Source organism: Microcoleus sp. MON1_C1 (assembly GCF_036701945.1).
In the GTDB taxonomy this organism is placed as follows: domain Bacteria; phylum Cyanobacteriota; class Cyanobacteriia; order Cyanobacteriales; family Microcoleaceae; genus Microcoleus.
This window is the reverse complement of the sequence record NZ_JAUBRO010000026.1, coordinates 18181-35676: the sequence shown is the minus strand read 5'-3', so window position 1 is coordinate 35676 and position 17496 is coordinate 18181. Positions and strand designations below refer to the sequence as shown.

The following is a 17496-nucleotide window of genomic DNA, read 5'->3' as shown; positions in this document are numbered from 1 at the left end:
GGACGTTTGATGTGTCGATCGAAGAATTGTTGGATTTTGTGGAACAGTAACAAATTACACTTAAAATAAACCAGCGCTACCAGCGCCAACCAGTTCGGCCTCGCAGGGACGATCGACTGTGGGCCCAAGCAACAGATTCGAGAGTTGGCGGATGGGACGGGGCGAAGTGTGAAAGAAATGATATATTCTCAGCGGCAATTGTAGCTGTTCGATCGCCCATATCGGTCTACAATTTTTAACGTTGAGCCTTATTGAAGTGCAGGAGTGGAGCTGGCTTGGATAACGCTAGTCTGTCAAGAAAACCCCCGCAAGCCTCGGAGCTTGTCGCCGACGAAATTCCAGAAGCAGTGCGAGACCATCCATACCCAGAAGCAGGGCAGAGTCAGTCTAAGAAAAAAGGGCTGATTTGGAAACTGCTAGGGTTGGCCGCATTAGCCTGTGGGGTCAGCATCTGGCTGCACCTCAACTTTAACTTGTTCCCAGCCACCAGTCAGGCAGAGCAAACTCAACAAAACCCAGCACCGACCAGTTCGCCGTCTGCATCGGTCGCGAGTCCAGCTACCAACCCCAAAGCCACCGCCCCCGCAACCCCAGAGAACCTGCTGGGACATTTGCCGTACCCAGAAGCACCAGCAAAAGACTTGGTAAGCGTCACCCCCGACGGTAGCGTCAAACTCCGCACCTCAGCAGCAGCAAAATATCAGGAAATGGCCAACGCCGCAGCGGCATCAGGCATCTATTTCGCTCCCATATCCGGCTTTCGCTCCCTGCAAGACCAACAGCACGTATTTTTTGACGTGAAAGCCGAACGCAGGCAAAACGCCAGCAAGCGAGCCGAAGTCAGCGCCCCACCAGGTTACAGCGAACACCACACCGGTTATGCGATCGACATCGGCGACGGCAGCGCCCCGGAACACAACCTCAGCCCCAGTTTTGAAAATACCGAAGCATTCAAGTGGTTAGAAGCCAACGCCGTAGCCTTCAGCTTTGAAATGTCCTTCCCCAAAAACAATCGCCAAGGCGTCAGTTACGAGCCTTGGCACTGGCGGTTTGTGGGCGACAAGCAAAGCCTCGAAACTTTCTACAAAGCTCATTCCATGAAAAAGTAGAGGGAAGAAGGAAGAAGGAAGAGGGAAGAAGGAAGAAGGAAGATTTTCCACATCTCCGGCTTTGCCACTCTCCCACTCTCCCACTGCCCCACTCTACCCACTCTCCTATTCCCCCACTCCTCCACTCCCCCACTCCCCCCCACTCCGTTGAGCCAAACTCGTGATTGCAATCTATCCAGGCAGCTTTGACCCCATCACCTTCGGTCACGCAGACATTATCGAGCGGGGATCTAAACTGTTTGACCGGGTAATTGTTACGGTAGTCAGAAACCCCAGCAAAACCCCTCTCTTCACCGTAGAGGAACGGATCGAGCAGATCCTGCGCTCTACCCAACACTTGCCAAATGTAGAAGTAGACAGTTTTGAGGGTTTGACAGTAAACTATGCTAAGATTCGACAAGCCAAAGTGCTGCTGCGGGGGCTCCGGGTATTAACAGATTTTGAAATGGAACTCCAGATGGCCCACACCAATAAAACCCTTCTGGGTGAAATTGAAACAGTTTTTTTGGCAACTTCTAACGAGTACAGCTTTTTAAGTAGTAGTGTAGTTAAAGAAATAGCCAAGTTTGGTGGCTCCGTAGATCATCTTGTTCCGAAACACGTCGCCCTAGATATTTACAAATGTTACGCCAGCAGGAACCAACTCGCATCGAACCCGATAGTACCGGCCTCGGCACTGAGAACGAACCACCTCAGAACACAGCCGCCTTCGGAGATCCCACCCGAACCGCAGGAGTAGACATCCAGCGGGAATTGAACAGGCTTGAGGAAATTGTTCTCGACAGCCCGCGAATTCCCCTGACCAGACGCACTCTGGTGGATGAAGAACAGTTGCTCGATCAATTAGACTTGGTGAGGCTAAATTTGCCGATCGCCTTTCAGGAAGCCGAGACGATCATCCGGCACAAGGACGACTTGCTTCAAGAGGCGGAACTTTACGCTCAGGAAGTGATAGAAGCAGCAGAACAGAGAGCAGCAGAAATTTTAAACGATATGGGCCTGCTCCAGCAGGCGAAGATAGAGGCAGATCAGTTGCGGCAGCAAGTTTTGCTCGACTGCGAGGCAATTCAGCAGGCCACCCTGGCGGAAGTGGAACAAATTCGCTACCAGGCTCAAGAGGAATTGGAAGAGATGAGACTCAGGGCGATGGCGGAATGCGAGGAAATTCAAAACGGAGCCGATGATTATGCCGACCAAGTGCTCGATAATATCGAGCACAAGTTGAGCGATATGCTGCGCGTGATCCGCAACGGGCGCGATCAGTTGGATAGTGTTTCTACGTCGCACATCAATCACAACAACGGTTAGCCCACAGTGAACTCTTTGCTGGAATATTTCTAAAAGTCTACCTAATTTAGGTAGATTTTTTTTTGCCATAGTCTCTATAGTCTTTATTCCTCAATCCCAGCACTCGGTGAGTTATTTTTGCCGACATAAGTTTTGTGAAGATAGGAGCAAATATAACCTTTTATGCTATTGTACTGCTGATACCAAATCCGGCTTAAAGACCCCCTTTATCTCTTAGTCCCCCTTGGCGGCTCGAACGAAAGTTTGACTCTATGCAGCGGTTTCAACCGCCGAAGATACAAGGGGTAGCAAATCGGGATTTGGGATCAGACAAAAAATTCCTAACTTGATTCCAATTTTTACAATCTAATTTTTACGATGCAAAAATTGTCTAATCGGTTCGCTGAATTTGATTTGATCCGAGCTTTAGCGATCGTCAGCGTGGTGATTACTCATGCTGGGTTCTTCGCATTTCGCGATGATCGCAGAATTCTATTTGTCGCGATCGATACATTTCAACTATTTTGCGTACCTGCATTTTTACTGTTGAGCGGTTTTTTTCTCACCAACAAACTGGAAAATCAAAATAATCCCGCACTGGTAGTCAAAAAAAGACTGTCAAAAATTCTACCCCCTTATCTGTTTTGGTCAGTAGCTTTGTACATCTTAAATAATTTGGGACAAATCCAAAAATTTGATTTACTTTCATTACTCAGAGATATCTTGACTGGTTCAGTGATGCCTCCCTATTACTTCATTGTTGTGATTGTTCAATGCTACGGCTGGTGGTGGCTTCTCGTGAAACTAAGATTTTTAGACTCCCGAAAAGTTTTGGCTTTGGGCTTAACAATTCAAACAATTTTTACAATTTTCTTCTACTTAACCGCTTTCAAATATATATCAATACCTCTACCTTTGATGGAGCGCGTGATTTTCAGTTGGATTTTGCCATTTTCAACGGGTCTATTTTTGGGCGGCTCGTATGACAGACTTCAACCCGTTCTCGAACGGAAAAAAATGCCAATTTTAGGGGCAACGATCCTTTTTTATCTAGCTAGCATTTGGGAATATTACCTGAAAAGTGAAGTTAATTCGGAGGCATGGTTTCTCCGATCGTTTTTTAAACTATCTGCTCAAGGATACGCAATTTTGTTCGTATTATCGCTCCTCGCATTTTCTAAGAGTATCGCACTTCCCAGTAGAGTATCTGGGTTAGTCAAAATATTGGCTGCTTACTCATTCCCTATATATCTCCTGGATTCGACAGTAGCGAAATATGTCTTGTTAGTGTTTTATAAGTTTATTGACCCGGTAAATCCGCTGCTGAAGCTCGGCTTTTTAGTTACGGGGACTTTGTTAGGTTGTTGGGCGATTATTTACCTGTTGGAAAAACTTTTGCCCAAAAATTACAGGCAGTACATTTTGGGAGTTTAATCAAATTTGGTGTTTCAGCGGATGTCTTCATAAAACTGCTTGAGATACCTTGGAGAAACGCCAAAACCCCACAAAAAGCCAATCGAAAGATAGATCGCAATAGCTTTAAATTCGCCCCAATTCGCAACTCTACGATCGCTACTTTCCACTACCCGATTGACTAACTTAAGTCTCCCCCGTCGCACTAACTTCAAACACAAATCCGCTTCTTCCATAATTGGCAGCGCAGCATCGAAACCGGCGCATTCCCAAAAATCGGTACGGCGACAAAAAATAACTTGGTCGCCAAACAGCAGGCGCAATCCTTGGAAAAATAAATGAGGTCGAAATAACAGCGGCGCGTAATAAGTTTTCAGGTAATTGTGGAGGGAAAAACCCCATCTTGTTTGCTGCGAACCAGCCATCAGGGAGATAAACCCGCCGCCGGAAATTTCGGCATCGGACAATGTTTTCTGGATGACTGCTACAATGTCATCGGGAACTAAAGTATCGGCGTGCAGAAAGCACAGAATTTCACCGGTGGCGACTTGAGCACCTAAGTTCATTTGCAGGGATCGTCCCGCTATACTGCTAGAAATAACGCGGGTGGCGGCGGAAAGTGCGATCGCCGCTGTGTCGTCTTGACTGCCGCCGTCTACCACCAACACTTCCCAAGCGGGAGGATTGAGAATGCTGAGTTGGCGGAGGGTGCGTTCCAGACAAGTCGCTTCGTTAAGGGCTGGGATGATAATAGAAACGCGATCCATCGGGTTGAAATTTATGCCAGAGATATTATAATAAAAAACTGTGGCGATTCACAACTAACGAGAAAATAGAACTTATGCACGCCGATTTAGAAACCCGGTGTCTGCCTGCGAACTCGTCAGGAAACCTCGGATTTGTCACAGAAACCGGGTTTGTTAGAGTCATTCCTATAAAATCAGAAAAAAAGTGCAATCGCCCTCTATATTTTCCACTAATCAGGACTGAGAAAATCGTGCAGAAAACTGAAGTAAAAAATGATTTAGAATTTTATGAGGAAAATGCCGATAATTGGTGGGACGAAAATGCTAAAATTTATGCCTTATACCATCTAAACAAACCCAGATTTGAGTTTTTCGACAGACACGCGACTAATTGGCAAGGGCTGAAAACCTTAGATGTCGGGTGTGGCGGCGGCTTTTCTTGCGAGTTTATGGCCGAGAGAGGCGCTATTGTTTCTGGAATAGATCGATCGGAGAAATGTATTGCAGCAGCTCAAAATCACGCAGTTACCAGCGGTTTTGAGATTGACTACAGGCAAGGTTTTGCGGAAAATATGCCCTACGACGACAATACCTTTGATGTTGTAATCTGCGTGGATGTTTTGGAACACGTGGCCGATTACAAAAAAGTTGTGTCTGAGGTGCACAGGATTCTAAAGCCTGGGGGACTGTTCTTTTTTGATACAATTAACCGAACTTTTTCCTCGCAAATTGTAATGATTGGACTGATGGAAAATATTTTGCAGGAGATTAGGCGGGGCGTTCACGATTGGGAAAAGTTTATTACCCCGGATGAACTGTCTGTGGTAATGCAGGATATTGGTTTTGGCAAGATTGAAATTAAAGGTTTTGATATGTTTGGAGAAATGGGCGCTATGTTAGCGGAGATGCACGGTTTTTGGGAAGATTTTACACGCGGAAAGCAGGTGTTTCCTTCGGCGGGTATTTTAAAACAAGTATCTCAAACTCTAACATCTAATGTAGCTAACTATATGGATTACAAAAAGTCTGGGTTGTTTAAAATCAAAATTAATGAGGATCAGTCGATTATGTATGTGGGCGTTGGGGCGAAGAATTAGTCAGTTAATTGTTAACTGTTGTCATTTGGGGCGAGTGGGAGACGGATTTTTGCGATCGACAAATCCGGCTAAAACCCGCCTCTATTGCATTTTTTAGGGTACGCAGGCCGCGGTACACCTTATCCTGTGGAGTGCATACAGATATTCCGTGGGGACACGGCAACACGCCGTATCATTACTGTATTGCGGGAAATTGAGAATTGCTATATTGGCGATCGCACGACAAACCTAAGCCTAGGCTGAGGGATATTGAGTATCGATCGAATTTTAATGACTGGCCCCAACTCCTCAAATAGCGATCGAGCAAGCATATATACTTAAATGTTAGGGCGAACACAGTGGCACCGCCCCTACCGATTCACAATTTATCAAGAATTATGCCAGCAAGTTTTCTCCCAAAATCGATCGCACAACTCACAGAATCTACCTCAATTGCCTTAGCCCAAAGCATTCAACGAGAGGCAATTACTACTCCCCTATCTTCTGGGCCAATTGCCACAACCTACGTGCGCCAAGGCAGCGGCAACACACCAATTTTGCTAATTCACGGCTTCGACAGTTCCTTGTTTGAATTCCGTCGCCTGTTGCCGCTGCTGGCTGCCGAAAATGAAACTTGGGCGGTTGATTTGTTGGGTTTCGGATTTACAGAAAGATCGCCAGGTTTGGCCTTCAGCGCGAGGGCAATTGAAAGTCATCTTTACTATTTTTGGAAAACGCTAATTTCGCAGCCTGTAATCTTAGTCGGTGCTTCAATGGGAGGTGCAGCAGCAATTGATTTCACTCTCAATTATCCCGAAGCTGTGAAACAATTAGTGTTAATAGATAGCGCAGGTTTTGCCATCAGTTCTAATAAGGGAAAGTTTTTAATTCCTCCTTTAGGATATCTAGCAACTTCATTTTTACGCAATCCCAAAATTCGCCAGCGAATTAGCGTCAATGCTTATTTCGATAAAAATTTGGCTTCTCAAGACGCTCAAACTTGTGCTGCTTTGCACTTGGAAAGGCCCAACTGGAATCAAGCTTTAATTGCGTTTACCAAAAGCGGCGGTTATGGAGGTTTTGGGGAAAAATTATCGCAAATTCAGCAGCAGACGCTGATTTTGTGGGGAAAACAAGACCGGATTTTGGGGACGGCGGATGCGGAAAAGTTTGCAAGGGCGATCGCAAATTCTCAACTAATTTGGATACCCGACTGCGGGCACGTTCCCCACTTAGAAAAGCCACAGACTACCGCGCAGCATATTTTAGAATTCATCACAAAAAGCGGACTCACGCAAAAAAATTAAACCTAGGGTGCGCTGTGGCGCACCTTACATACTTACATATATGGTTTCCCTGGCACATTTGGTATAGTTTGAGGTTAAATAGACAGGTTTCAAACTTTCGGCAAATACTTTTGTACTATCGTCCATCCTGTGAGCAACACAGTCACAAATCCCCCACACAAGGCCAAATTAGTGCCGATATGGAGGGGGCGCGCCCAAGGATGTTTAGGGCCAATTTGTAGCCCGCTTCCCACAGAAACCAACACCAAAGCCACAACAGCTAACCCGGCCGGTAAATGAGCCGAGTGACCCAAATTGCCGTACTCTCCTAGCGTACCGACTACACCAATTCCCAGCAGTAAAATTACCAAAGTCGCCATCCCCACACCAGTGGCTAAATGAAAGGGACGCAGCCACTTTGGGCGCGGTTGTTTGGTACTCCTAGTGGCAAACATCCACGTTCCAGTAACGGCCAGCAACAGGTAAGCCAACAGGGAAACACCCATTGACCAAGCCGCTATTTTCCACAACCACAAGAAAGAAGGCAGATTCATCGGTTGCATCCCTAATTAGGATTTTCCACAAAAGGTTTCTTTCCGATTTTACCTGGACTTGAAAGCAAAAATGAATTATTTTGAGAGAAAGTGCGATCGGACTATCCACAGATGGCATCAGTCTTACCTGGAAGTCAAACGCACTTTCTCTGATACTCAGCTTAATTTACGCTAGAGATTTGTCGCTGCCTTTTTTAGGAGCCACCTTCCCATTTTAGATTGCTGGCTTTGCTCTCCATGAAAGGCATTTTATAAAACCCTAATTTTTGTTCTAAGATTAATCGGAAAAAAGGCAAACCTTCAATCAAATATCTTCTCCACAACCTTCTCGGTTCACTTAACAGTCGGTACGCCCATTCTATGCCGACTTCGCTCATCCATTTGGGAGCTCTTGCTTTGCAACCAGCTTCAAAATCAATGGTTGCACCTACCGCTAAGAATATTTTGACGTGTGTTAATTTGCTCCTGTATTTAACCAACCACTTCTCTTGCTTGGGCGCTCCCACTCCTATGGCGAGAACTGTAGCTCCTGATTTATTTATCTCGTCAATTATTTTTTCACATTCTTCTTCATTTTTTTCAAAGCCAAAAGAAGGAGAAAGTGCTTCAACTATTATTTCTCTTCCAATTTTTTGGTTAATTTTTTCCTGGGCTTTCTTAGCTATACCTTCAGCAGCTCCTAGCAAAAATATTTTAATTTTCTCGTTATCTTTGTGATACATATAAAATGCAGGGAACAAATCAGAACCAGAAATTTTTTCTTTGAGAGGAGTACCCAAAAACTTGGATGCATACATCAATATTTGACTGTCGCAGACTCTATAAGTAGATGTATTGTAAGCTTCATAGAAGTCGCGGTCATACTGCAACTTAATCAAGTGGTCTACATTGGGTGTAAATACGACACCACCTTCGCCGTCGAGTTTTTCAAACAACTCTGTGATGGAAAAGTTATCTATCGAGACATTCAATAAATTAACTGTTTTCATTTATGATGCCCTTCCCGCTTTATATTAAACTACAACTCACACTATTATAGCCCACAATAGATTTTCGTGTTTTCACTACTTGGGCGCTTCAGTGAACATACTTTTCTCAGTATATCCTCCTAGACCATACCTGTCTACTCAGGATTTTTAAAGATTATGTAAAGAATCAGCTACTTTTAAAAAAAGTGTATAAAGCCCATTTTTGTTTACAACTCGCAACACAATTTCAAGAAAAAAGCCATCCAGTGCTAATACTGGGAGCATTGCAAATGAATGTAAAAAAGAGTTTATGAGATTAAAAATTTAACCTAGTGAAAAAGATCTCGGCACTTCCGAACTTGATTTTATGCAAAAATGGTATATTTTGTAGTTTTTGTCTCCAGGGAAGGCAAGATAGTGTCAAGCTTGAAGTGAAGCAGCGATCGCATTGCCGAAAATCATCCTGATTTTTGGTGAACCAGCGACTGTCTTCTTGGTGGCGAACTCGTTTTCTTGGCCTTAAGACTTTCTGGAGCTTTTAAGACCAGACCTGATATTCCTCCAGCAATCAGGGCAAAAATCGGGTTAGTCATAGCGTTCAAAACACAGTCAAACACGTACATAGTTAAGGCTACTCCCAGGGCGGCAGCGGGCGCTACTTTGGGATTAGACCAGGTTCGGGCGGGATACTTGAACACGCAAAAGACGATAACAGGAAGTAACAATGAAGAAAATAAACTAACTAAACCGACTGCACCGTGGAAGCCAAATGCAATAATCCATAAGCTGTCGGTGACCGAGATATCATCACCGTATTCGTTATACACGCGGTTTCCGCCCGAATCTCCCCAGCCAAACATAAATCTTTGCCGCGCCTTTTCCCCCAATATCTCTTCATTGTCAAATCTAAACTTCAAAGAGCCGGCTCGTTCTTCGCCAAATACTTGAGTGATGAAGTCAATCACCTCTTTGCTCGAAAATTGACCCGCTGCAGCTAGGTACAGATAAAACACTATATATCCAATTATCAAGAGCAAGGGCAAAGAGGTGCGAAACAACTTGGCACAGAATAATACGAGCAACGCCATTCCAAATAAAGTGTAGGCGCCAGTAGAACGGCACAGGAAAAAAGCGATAGTTAATATAATTGCTAAAGTCTTGATGTTACGGCCCATAAACTTTTTGAGGGTGCCAGTTTGCCACAGCCAAACACCAATTAAGGCGGCTGTCATCATCCACAGGCCCACCATTAAACCGTGCTGCATAAATACTACTGGTCTCCACCCCCCCAAACGCCTTGCTTGACCCCAGTCCTCAAAGGCATTGACGCCGTAAATCATTTGGTGCAGAATTGGGCCCCTAACCCCTTCAACTAAAGTAAAAGGAATGTAGGCTAACCCACCTGCAAAAATCCCGATCGCCAATTGTCGCAGCCCCTCTAAACTACCCACATACAAGCGTCCTAAAAAATAAGGCAGACCCCAAGTAACGATTTGGTTGACAGTCGGAGAAATCGGGCTGCCGCCATTACTAAGTTGTGAAATAATTGGACACAAACAGTAAATTACCATTGGCACGTCCAGCCAACCGGGCTTAAAAGTGGTGAGGCGCGCAGTATCGTAGATAAGAGTCCCCAGCAAAATGCCGTAGCAAGCTGCGGAGATTTTGGTATACGGTGGCAATGAGGGGATGGGATAAGAAGCTTGCGGCAAAAACAGCCACGCTGCAACAAAACTTATAATTACCGCCCGTAGAGGCGGAAACCTCACAAACAGGTAAAAAACGACTGGAATAAAGCCGAACATAGCAAGTGGGATTAATGCAACCATAGGTCTTTTTTGGCAGTAAAACTATAGAAAGACAACTCAAATTGCCGGATAAAAATTCTCGATTAAACGAGCGCCCAACCCCTATCTTTTAAATTAGCCTCACTTTTACGTCTTGTTCGTTAATTGTGCCTGACGTTCCACAGCAGTGTAGAATGCCGCCTCCAAGAGATTAGTTGCATCCTCCCAAGTATAATTTCTCACCGTCTCCAATGCAGTCTCGGACATTGCGCGCCATTCGGCATCAGACAACTGACAAATCTGCTCGATCGCTTTTGCCATATCCTCTGGGTCTTCTGGCTTGACAAGTATGCCACCCCCGCCAGCAAGTAGTTCCGGAGCCGCACCCGCAGGAGTGCCGATGACTGGAGTGCCACAAGCCATAGCTTCTAAAATTGGCAAGCCGAAGCCTTCGGATCTGCTGGAAAACAGCCAAGCATCGCATTTGCTGTAAAATTCTTTTAGTTGGTCTTGAGTAGGTTCCTTATTATACTCAGTACCCTCAGGGAGCAAATCGGCAAGAGGACCATCGTGGCCGCAACCAAATGCAACTAAACGAAGGTTAGGAATTTTTTTAGCAGCTATAGAGAAAGCTTTCAGGGCAATATCGCAGCCTTTCCAAGGAGTTGTAGTATAGTACATCCCCACTGTAGGAACTAATTGCTTGCCTCGCGGCTGCTTAGCTCGCGACTGGGGGTCGTAAAACTGTTTGGTGTCCACCGTAGGAGGGACGAGAGATACAGACAAATCCCCGTATTCATTCCGAGCTATGTCGGCCAGCCACTGGGCCACAGCGACTTTGTGCATCGGCAGCCGCCAAGTTGCCTCTACCCGACCTTTTGGTACGTAGTCAAAAGCCTCGTAGTGTTGGAGAAAATATACTTTCGCTCCTTTGCTGGGAGAGAGTTTTGCCACCCACTCAGCAGTTTCCCACCAAGTAGCCATGACAATATCGGCATCAGGTACGTCAAGATCGGTAATTGGACGGTTGGTTTCGATAACTCGGCTTTCGACATCCACCTTGTCAAAGTGAGACTTTTGTGTTTTGGGAGCCGACAGCCAACCCCTACCCCTCAGCAGCGCTCGCAATTGTTGGATTAAAGTCGGTTGTGGCAGGGGCAGAGAGACGATAAATATTTTGTGCCCTCGTTTTTGGAGAAGTTCTGTGTATATAGATAACACCCTCATGCCACCTGTAAGACCAAGGGTAGGGAGGACAAAAGTAATTTTCATAAATAGATGCTCAAGATTGATACTGGTTAAAACTCCTCCTTAAAGCAAGTTGGCACTTACCAGCCTCTGGTTGGCTTTTCTGTGGGGTGCGGATCTGTGCTGGAGGCGATCGTAACTCGATAGTCGAGCCGATCTTACTTGGTTGTCCGGGACTTTTCCCAATTACCAATCGGGATATGTTTGAGGACTACACAAGTTTAACCTGTAACGGAGCCAGCCTTAAAACCTCCGTTGCATTCTGGTTCAGATTTTTGCCGATCGCTTTACAACCAGCATTCGCTCGTCGGTGGGATCAGAATTCGTGTCGAGACTGCTGGGTAAAAAACAGGACAGATGCGATTTTAGTTGGGGCAGAAGCACCCCACCAAATGATATGATATTCAGTTTCTGCCCAGAAATCCGGCGCCGAAAACGCCCGTAGCGCCGAATTTCCAATTGCAGCAGTTAGCAAACCGGAATTTTTCCATAGGGAGAAAACGAAACTATCTTAACGTCGCGCTGTTTAGATTTGTCTATAGCAACTTTCAATGCAGCTTCAAAATGATCCGTGGCATCTTCCCACGTATAATTGTTCACCTTGGCATAAGCTGCTTCAGACAGGGCTTGCCACTTGGAATTTCGCAACTGACATATAGACTCTATGGCTTTTGCCATTTCTTGGGGATCTTCAGGTCTTACAAGTATGCCAGTACCCCCGCTCAAAATTTCAGGAGCAGCGCCTGCTGGGGTACTGATGACGGGAGTGCGGCACGCCATCGCTTCGATAATAGGCAAGCCGAAGCCTTCTGAGCGGCTCGCCAGCAGCCAAGCATCGCATTTGCTGTAATAGTCTTTGATTTTGTCTTGGTCGGGTTGAATTACATACTCGGCATTTGCCGGTAGTGGCAATTCCGAGGATGGGGCCTCTGTACCGAAGGCAACCAGACGCAGGTTGGGGATCTTTTCTGCCGCTAGGGAAAAAGCTTTGAGGGCGATGTCAGTTCCTTTCCAGTAGACTGTAGAGTACATTAGGCCAACTGTAGGAACCGATTGTTTGTTGCGAGGACAGGCGTAAAATTGCTTGGTGTCCACGGTAGGAGGAGCTAAGGAAACTTGGCGATCGCCATATTTAGTCCTAGCTAACTCAACTAACCACTCAGAAATCGTAATTTTGTGCATGGGCAGCATCCAGGTTGCTTCTACTCTTCCTTGAGGTAGATAGTCAAAAATTTCGTGGTGCTGGATAAAATAAGCTTTTGCTCCTTTGCTAGGAGAGAGTTTGGCTACCCACTCGGCGGTTTCCCACCAGGTGGCAACTACTACGTCAGCGTCAGGTACATCTTTGTCTTCTACGGGGCGGTAGCGATCGATAATTTTGTGTTCTACACCTAAGTTATCGAAAAATGAGGGTTCGTTTTCAGGTGGGGAAATCCAACCCCTTCCCCGCAGCAGCGACTTGACTTGCTGGCGCATACTCGGCTGGGGATGGGGTAAAGAGATGACGAACACGGAGTGTCCTCGCTTTCTCAAAAGTTCTGCGAAAATAGATATTACTCGTATTCCACCAGTCAGAGACAGAGTAGGAAGAACAAAGGTGATTTTCATTTTTAAGTCCCGCTGAAGACTTTGACTCTCATTCGGCACTGTTACCAGCGCTGATGTTAGAGCGCAAAAGGAAAGAGGGGCGGGTGAATATTAATTACCGCTTTCCTGGTGTTTACATAGAATCAAACCGACCGACTGTTCGCAACACCCCAGTATCTATCTGTCAAAACTTCACTGTCGTTGCATTGATAGTAACGATTGATGTGAGCGCCAAACAGTTCCCATAGGGATAATTTGCAGGTAATCGAAATTTCATCCTGAAGATAGATACCTCATAAAATAAAACCTTTTTTTCGCTACAAACACCAAGCTAGACAACACCCTCGGTTCAACATAACATCATTTACTAACCCAGAGATAGGCATATACGGTAAACCGAAGATCATCCAAGTTTTAATGTGGGAGATAAAGGTAGCAGTTGCAACAATTTTCAGTGGGTTGACATAGCCTTTTGTAAAAAAAATACTGCATTAAAGAAGGTAATTATTACCTTAAAAATGTTGATTGCCCATCCCTCTAACAGAGCTAAACATCGATCGGTGGCTTGGATTTTTTGATAACTGTCCTGTCGGTATGGCAAGACACAATATCCTATTTTATCAAGATTATGAGATGGTGGTTTTCTCAGATACCTCCTGGGGCGGGATCGCGCGAATCACTGTCGTGGACGTGCGAAGGAGGAGAGAAAGCCGATTTTTAAAGCGATATCCCTTGCGATCAGTTGTCGTATGTTCCTCAAAAAAACTGGTTGCTGCGTCCACTATTTGAAAAAATAGGTTTCTCAATCGTCCTACAGAAGATAGAGTTTCACCGATATAAATTTAATTAGCTGCGTGAGTTTTAAATTTGTTAATAAAAGGCTATCTCATGAAAAAGTTCCCAAAAGATACTGCCACTGGGGGGCAGAGTATATGTAGCGTTCCGCTCCTATTCCTGTCTAAGTAATTACCGTAACAAAAGTTCAGCAGCAAATTATCAAATGACCCTATAAAGATCAAAGGAATACTCAAGGTTGAGCGGTTTATATCGTGCAAACCTTGACTCCTAAGCAGTAGCAGCAACTTCGTGGTATGTATCAAACGATTTCGCGTACAAAAAATTTCATGTTATGAAAGCATTATTTTTCCTAAGTTTGCAATTGCCGATGACAATCGGTGTGCTCTTGGGGGTTGTGCCGCCGATGCTTGCAGCGATATGTTGGCCAGTTTTCATGCAGCTAAAATTATGCGATCGCAAGCAAAACAAAACCTAGAATTAAATTCAGATGGCTTAACGGAAAGCATCTTCCGGTAGGAAGATATGAACCTTCGATTATTGCACAGCATCAGTCAAGAACCCCGTACAATCAGCAGGAATGCCAGCAAACACTTGTGGCTGCTAGTTGGCATCAACCGCAGCTACAGCCACATATACCTTGCCGAAGCTGACAATTTAGAAAGGTACGTTGTCGCCCGCGGCAGCGGCACGCCACCCGATCGCATCAACCGCAGCGATCGGTATTGGTTTAAAAGTAGAGTTGCTGGCACTGAAATTACCCGCGAAGCTTTGACATATCGCTTAACTGGAAAACCCGCAGTTATTTTCTCAACACCCATTCGGGAATTTGCTATTTTAAGTTTGGGCGATCGAGGAAATTCAGTCAGCCAATTGCAGCCGCAACTCAAACAACTCGGGTACTACAAAAACGAAATTACGGGAACTTACGGAAACCCCAACGCCGACGCCGTTGAGCAATTTCCAAAAAAATATTTAGGCTTGCCAGTTGGTGGCAGCGTCGATTTTACAACCAAGCACCTTCTCGAACTAGCAACTAATTTTAAACAACAATTTTCTCACACACATCAATTAAATTCAACTGATAAATCTGCCGACCAAGAGGGGAAAATTCAAGGAGTAGCTATTATAGGTATATTATTAAGCGCCGTCCCTCGGTCGGAACAGTCCGCATCTGGAAAATTAGATTCGCTTTTTTTGGAAAAAAAAGGTAAATTAATCGGTCATCTCGACCCAAACTTACTTGCTAAAAAGCAACTAATAAACCTCAGCAACTCTCCGCATTCAACACTCTATTAGCAGGCAAAAGTGGTGCATTTTTATTCGGCGATGAGCGGGTAGTGAAATGGCTTTCATGTCTGAATTAATTAGACAGGGGCTGGGGCGTAATTATCTTGCAGGAAGAAGCCGAGGCTTTAGAAAAAGAACAGTTGTTTTGGCAGTTTGCAATTATTATTACCGCCCTTGTCGTCTTGGGAGCCGGCGGTTTCAGGTGGATATTAACCAGCCGTTTGGTTCGGCCGATCGCGGACTTGACAGTTGCCGCTGCACTGCTTTCGGGCGGCGACTGGAATCAGAGAGTAAATATCTATCGCCCAGATGAATTGGGAACGTTAGCCAAAGCTTTCAATCGAATGGCTTTGCAATTGCAAAAGTTATTTTCTAGCTGGGAAGCCAAAAATTAGGAAGCAGAAAAAATTCGCAACGAAGCGGAAAAAGCTAGCAATGCAAAAAGCTTATTTCTGACCAACCTGAGCCACAAACTCCGCACGCCTCTGAATGCGATTATCGGCTCCAGCGACATATTAGAATAGGAAGCCTGCGACCTGAATTGTGAATAATTACTTCCGAGTTTACAAAAATTAATCATGCAAGCCAACATTTGCTATCTGTCATTAATAATTTTTTAAAATTTATTAACTTAAATATGGAAGAATAAAATTCTCCTGATAACTTTGCAAAAATTCGGCAAAAATCTACGAGGTGGCTACTACTCTTAAACCTTTAATTGACAAAATTTGCAATATTTTGACTGTCAAGTATCCGCCCGGTATGAACCCGATTTATACTAATCTTACTAAGATTTATCAGTCTGTTTTAAACCTGCTGAGCAATGCCAGCCAATTTACCGAATCTGGGAAAATTACTTTAGAAGTAAGCCGCTTTAGACGGAATAAGGAAGAGGAAAGGGGGAAGTCAGAATAAAAATTTAGTTCTCTGGGAGAGGAACACGTAGAATCGGATGTTTTAGGTTTAGAAGCGAAGCGAGAAGGAGAAAAAAGGAAGAAAGAATCAGAATCTGATATTTCGGCTGGTGAAGAATGGATGGTAGTGGTATTTCGTAAAGGACAGAGTAAAATACTCTATTTTGGAAGTCAGACTGGGTAAGACTCCTCGAAAGGTCGATTATTCTTCATCCTTTACGAAAAGACACTACCGAATGGATAAGTTTCAAAGTCAGCGATACTGGAATTGGGATGAAGGCAGAGCAAATTGAGAAAGTATTTCAAGCTTTTACGCAAGCGGACGAGTCTACTACTCGCAGGTACGGCGGTACGGGTTTGGAACTGGTAATCGCCCAGAAATTCTGTCAGATGATGGGGGGAGATATTAGTCAGGAGAGCGAGTTGGGAAAAGGGTCAATTTTTACTGTAGAATTGCCGGCGATAGTCGTTGAAAAAGCAGCTAGTTAAAGAGGATTTGCCAGCCAATAGTTGCTAGGGCTAAATCTGCGATCGCGTGGCTAATATAACTCGACCAAAGCGAACCGTAAGTCACATAAGAGTGCGACCAAATTATCCCGGCGGCGAAGACAGCTAAGGAGCCTAAGAGCACAGCCTGCCAGTCGCTGTAAGCGGCTATTACAAAAATGTGGTGGAGCGTGAAAAATAGCGAACTCAGAAATATTGCTTTTGTTCCCGGTATGAGAATCTGGCACTTGTTGCAGACAAACCACCGCCAAGTAAATTCTTCGATCAATGAGTTAACTAGCACAAAATATGCTTCTACAATCAAGTAAATATTAGCGCTGCTAATACCTAATTGGTACGATTTTTCTTTAGCAACTACAGGATCGATCCAGTGCTGGCCAAAAAGGCTATAGATACCCAGAATTACCGCAAACATGAATATTCCCCAAATAGCTCCAGCCAGCAATTCTTGGCGCTTGGGAACGGATAAACGCAGCTTTTTGCGATCGACAAAAACAGACCACGCGATCGGAAAAACCAGCAACCAAAGTTGACAAAAGACTGAGAGTGTTTGTCCCCAGCGTCCCGGGGCAATATACAAGGCTGCTATGATACCAATACTAGCCGCAGGGACAAGCAGTGTTAGAGCCAATAGTGCTGATTTGCGATCGCCCATATCCAGCATTTTTCACGCTTCCTTTGAAAATAGGATTGATATCAAAGGTCAAACCTTGGCGGCGCCGGACAGGTGATACCACTTTTAAAAAAAATGCAACTGTAGACCCGTACTCCAAACCCTTATGCAGTCACTTATTCCAAAGCTTTTAAGGTAAAATCTAAAATGGTATGAGTTTTGTGACTCTTATAAAAGTGGCGCTTATTTGTTGCAACGAAAAATATGCAGTTGCACAAAATGGAAGACTCCGCCACTAAAGCAGTTTTGGTTGCAA

Annotated in this window: 19 protein-coding genes; 12 read left to right on the top strand and 7 right to left on the bottom strand. The window is 44.8% G+C overall.

Translation table 11 applies throughout. The annotated features are described in order from the left end of the window. Positions 1 to 275: 275 nt before the first annotated feature. The 4 genes from QUA62_RS16230 to QUA62_RS16215 all read left to right on the top strand — a co-directional run bounded on the left by QUA62_RS16230 (position 276) and on the right by QUA62_RS16215 (position 3830). Complete coding sequence (locus tag QUA62_RS16230) at positions 276 to 1109, top strand: M15 family metallopeptidase (RefSeq protein ID WP_333405409.1); 834 nt, start codon at positions 276 to 278, stop codon at positions 1107 to 1109. Positions 1110 to 1269: 160 nt separating this feature from the next. Then, the gene (coaD, locus tag QUA62_RS16225) at positions 1270 to 1848 is read left to right on the top strand and encodes a pantetheine-phosphate adenylyltransferase (RefSeq protein WP_071587822.1); all 579 of its coding nucleotides are present in this window, start codon (positions 1270 to 1272) and stop codon (positions 1846 to 1848) included. Next, the gene (locus QUA62_RS16220) at positions 1731 to 2417 is read left to right on the top strand and encodes a DivIVA domain-containing protein (protein ID WP_333405407.1); all 687 of its coding nucleotides are present in this window, start codon (positions 1731 to 1733) and stop codon (positions 2415 to 2417) included. The genes coaD and QUA62_RS16220 overlap by 118 nt, the downstream gene beginning before the upstream one ends. A gap of 357 nt (positions 2418 to 2774) precedes the next feature. Continuing rightward, positions 2775 to 3830 (top strand): acyltransferase, encoded by a 1056-nt coding sequence (locus QUA62_RS16215; protein ID WP_333405405.1) that lies wholly within the window; start codon positions 2775 to 2777, stop codon positions 3828 to 3830. A 14-nt stretch (positions 3831 to 3844) separates the two neighbouring features. Here QUA62_RS16215 and QUA62_RS16210 read toward each other — a convergent pair whose 3' ends face one another. After that, on the bottom strand, positions 3845 to 4576 hold the full coding sequence (locus QUA62_RS16210) for a TIGR04283 family arsenosugar biosynthesis glycosyltransferase (RefSeq protein WP_190655515.1): 732 nt from the start codon (positions 4574 to 4576) through the stop codon (positions 3845 to 3847). 230 nt (positions 4577 to 4806) lie between these two features. On the opposite strand from QUA62_RS16210, the gene ubiG reads away from it, so the two are divergent. After that, the gene (gene ubiG, locus QUA62_RS16205) at positions 4807 to 5652 is read left to right on the top strand and encodes a bifunctional 2-polyprenyl-6-hydroxyphenol methylase/3-demethylubiquinol 3-O-methyltransferase UbiG (protein WP_333405403.1); all 846 of its coding nucleotides are present in this window, start codon (positions 4807 to 4809) and stop codon (positions 5650 to 5652) included. A 377-nt stretch (positions 5653 to 6029) separates the two neighbouring features. After that, on the top strand, positions 6030 to 6938 hold the full coding sequence (locus tag QUA62_RS16200; protein WP_333405401.1) for an alpha/beta hydrolase: 909 nt from the start codon (positions 6030 to 6032) through the stop codon (positions 6936 to 6938). A gap of 89 nt (positions 6939 to 7027) precedes the next feature. On the opposite strand, the gene QUA62_RS16195 is transcribed toward QUA62_RS16200, so the two are convergent. The 5 genes from QUA62_RS16195 to QUA62_RS16175 all read right to left on the bottom strand — a co-directional run bounded on the left by QUA62_RS16195 (position 7028) and on the right by QUA62_RS16175 (position 13082). Next, on the bottom strand, positions 7028 to 7471 hold the full coding sequence (locus QUA62_RS16195; RefSeq protein ID WP_190655512.1) for a DUF4079 domain-containing protein: 444 nt from the start codon (positions 7469 to 7471) through the stop codon (positions 7028 to 7030). A 194-nt stretch (positions 7472 to 7665) separates the two neighbouring features. Then, positions 7666 to 8460, bottom strand: a complete 795-nt coding sequence (locus QUA62_RS16190; RefSeq protein WP_333405398.1) for a WecB/TagA/CpsF family glycosyltransferase — start codon at positions 8458 to 8460, stop codon at positions 7666 to 7668. Between the two features lie 437 nt (positions 8461 to 8897). Beyond that, positions 8898 to 10268 (bottom strand): O-antigen ligase domain-containing protein, encoded by a 1371-nt coding sequence (locus tag QUA62_RS16185; RefSeq protein WP_333405397.1) that lies wholly within the window; start codon positions 10266 to 10268, stop codon positions 8898 to 8900. Between the two features lie 105 nt (positions 10269 to 10373). Next, a complete protein-coding gene (locus tag QUA62_RS16180; RefSeq protein WP_333405395.1) occupies positions 10374 to 11498 on the bottom strand; it encodes a glycosyltransferase family 4 protein in 1125 nt (374 codons plus the stop codon). Positions 11499 to 11942: 444 nt separating this feature from the next. Next, positions 11943 to 13082: a glycosyltransferase family 4 protein gene (locus QUA62_RS16175; protein WP_333405393.1), complete on the bottom strand. Its 1140-nt coding sequence runs from the start codon at positions 13080 to 13082 to the stop codon at positions 11943 to 11945. Positions 13083 to 14147: 1065 nt separating this feature from the next. On the opposite strand from QUA62_RS16175, the gene QUA62_RS16170 reads away from it, so the two are divergent. The 6 genes from QUA62_RS16170 to QUA62_RS16145 all read left to right on the top strand — a co-directional run bounded on the left by QUA62_RS16170 (position 14148) and on the right by QUA62_RS16145 (position 16549). Beyond that, positions 14148 to 14375: a hypothetical protein gene (locus QUA62_RS16170; RefSeq protein ID WP_333405391.1), complete on the top strand. Its 228-nt coding sequence runs from the start codon at positions 14148 to 14150 to the stop codon at positions 14373 to 14375. A gap of 6 nt (positions 14376 to 14381) precedes the next feature. Beyond that, complete coding sequence (locus QUA62_RS16165) at positions 14382 to 15155, top strand: peptidoglycan-binding protein (RefSeq protein ID WP_333405389.1); 774 nt, start codon at positions 14382 to 14384, stop codon at positions 15153 to 15155. Between the two features lie 95 nt (positions 15156 to 15250). Further along, on the top strand, positions 15251 to 15541 hold the full coding sequence (locus tag QUA62_RS16160) for a HAMP domain-containing protein (protein WP_333405387.1): 291 nt from the start codon (positions 15251 to 15253) through the stop codon (positions 15539 to 15541). 12 nt (positions 15542 to 15553) lie between these two features. Further along, complete coding sequence (locus QUA62_RS16155; RefSeq protein WP_333405498.1) at positions 15554 to 15670, top strand: histidine kinase dimerization/phospho-acceptor domain-containing protein; 117 nt, start codon at positions 15554 to 15556, stop codon at positions 15668 to 15670. Between the two features lie 169 nt (positions 15671 to 15839). Next, the gene (locus tag QUA62_RS16150) at positions 15840 to 16061 is read left to right on the top strand and encodes a hypothetical protein (RefSeq protein WP_333405386.1); all 222 of its coding nucleotides are present in this window, start codon (positions 15840 to 15842) and stop codon (positions 16059 to 16061) included. A 200-nt stretch (positions 16062 to 16261) separates the two neighbouring features. After that, positions 16262 to 16549 (top strand): ATP-binding protein, encoded by a 288-nt coding sequence (locus tag QUA62_RS16145; RefSeq protein ID WP_333405496.1) that lies wholly within the window; start codon positions 16262 to 16264, stop codon positions 16547 to 16549. On the opposite strand, the gene QUA62_RS16140 is transcribed toward QUA62_RS16145, so the two are convergent. After that, positions 16542 to 17231 carry a CPBP family intramembrane glutamic endopeptidase gene (locus QUA62_RS16140; RefSeq protein ID WP_333405384.1) on the bottom strand — a complete coding sequence of 230 codons (690 nt, stop codon included), beginning with the start codon at positions 17229 to 17231 and terminating at the stop codon, positions 16542 to 16544. The two genes, QUA62_RS16145 and QUA62_RS16140, sit on opposite strands and share 8 nt — an antisense overlap. Between the last annotated feature and the right edge of the window lie 265 nt (positions 17232 to 17496).

Excerpts from the sequence above, each read along its gene's own strand:
- QUA62_RS16220 (WP_333405407.1), top strand. The coding sequence starts at position 1,731 with ATGTTACGCCAGCAGGAACCAACTCGCATCGAACCCGATAGTACCGGC.
- QUA62_RS16200 (WP_333405401.1), top strand. The coding sequence starts at position 6,030 with ATGCCAGCAAGTTTTCTCCCAAAATCGATCGCACAACTCACAGAATCT.
- QUA62_RS16185 (WP_333405397.1), bottom strand. The coding sequence starts at position 10,268 with ATGGTTGCATTAATCCCACTTGCTATGTTCGGCTTTATTCCAGTCGTT.
- QUA62_RS16140 (WP_333405384.1), bottom strand. The coding sequence starts at position 17,231 with ATGCTGGATATGGGCGATCGCAAATCAGCACTATTGGCTCTAACACTG.
- QUA62_RS16195 (WP_190655512.1), bottom strand. The coding sequence starts at position 7,471 with ATGAATCTGCCTTCTTTCTTGTGGTTGTGGAAAATAGCGGCTTGGTCA.
- QUA62_RS16180 (WP_333405395.1), bottom strand. The coding sequence starts at position 11,498 with ATGAAAATTACTTTTGTCCTCCCTACCCTTGGTCTTACAGGTGGCATG.
- QUA62_RS16215 (WP_333405405.1), top strand. The coding sequence starts at position 2,775 with ATGCAAAAATTGTCTAATCGGTTCGCTGAATTTGATTTGATCCGAGCT.
- QUA62_RS16190 (WP_333405398.1), bottom strand. The coding sequence starts at position 8,460 with ATGAAAACAGTTAATTTATTGAATGTCTCGATAGATAACTTTTCCATC.
- QUA62_RS16210 (WP_190655515.1), bottom strand. The coding sequence starts at position 4,576 with ATGGATCGCGTTTCTATTATCATCCCAGCCCTTAACGAAGCGACTTGT.
- QUA62_RS16165 (WP_333405389.1), top strand. The coding sequence starts at position 14,382 with ATGAACCTTCGATTATTGCACAGCATCAGTCAAGAACCCCGTACAATC.
- QUA62_RS16175 (WP_333405393.1), bottom strand. The coding sequence starts at position 13,082 with ATGAAAATCACCTTTGTTCTTCCTACTCTGTCTCTGACTGGTGGAATA.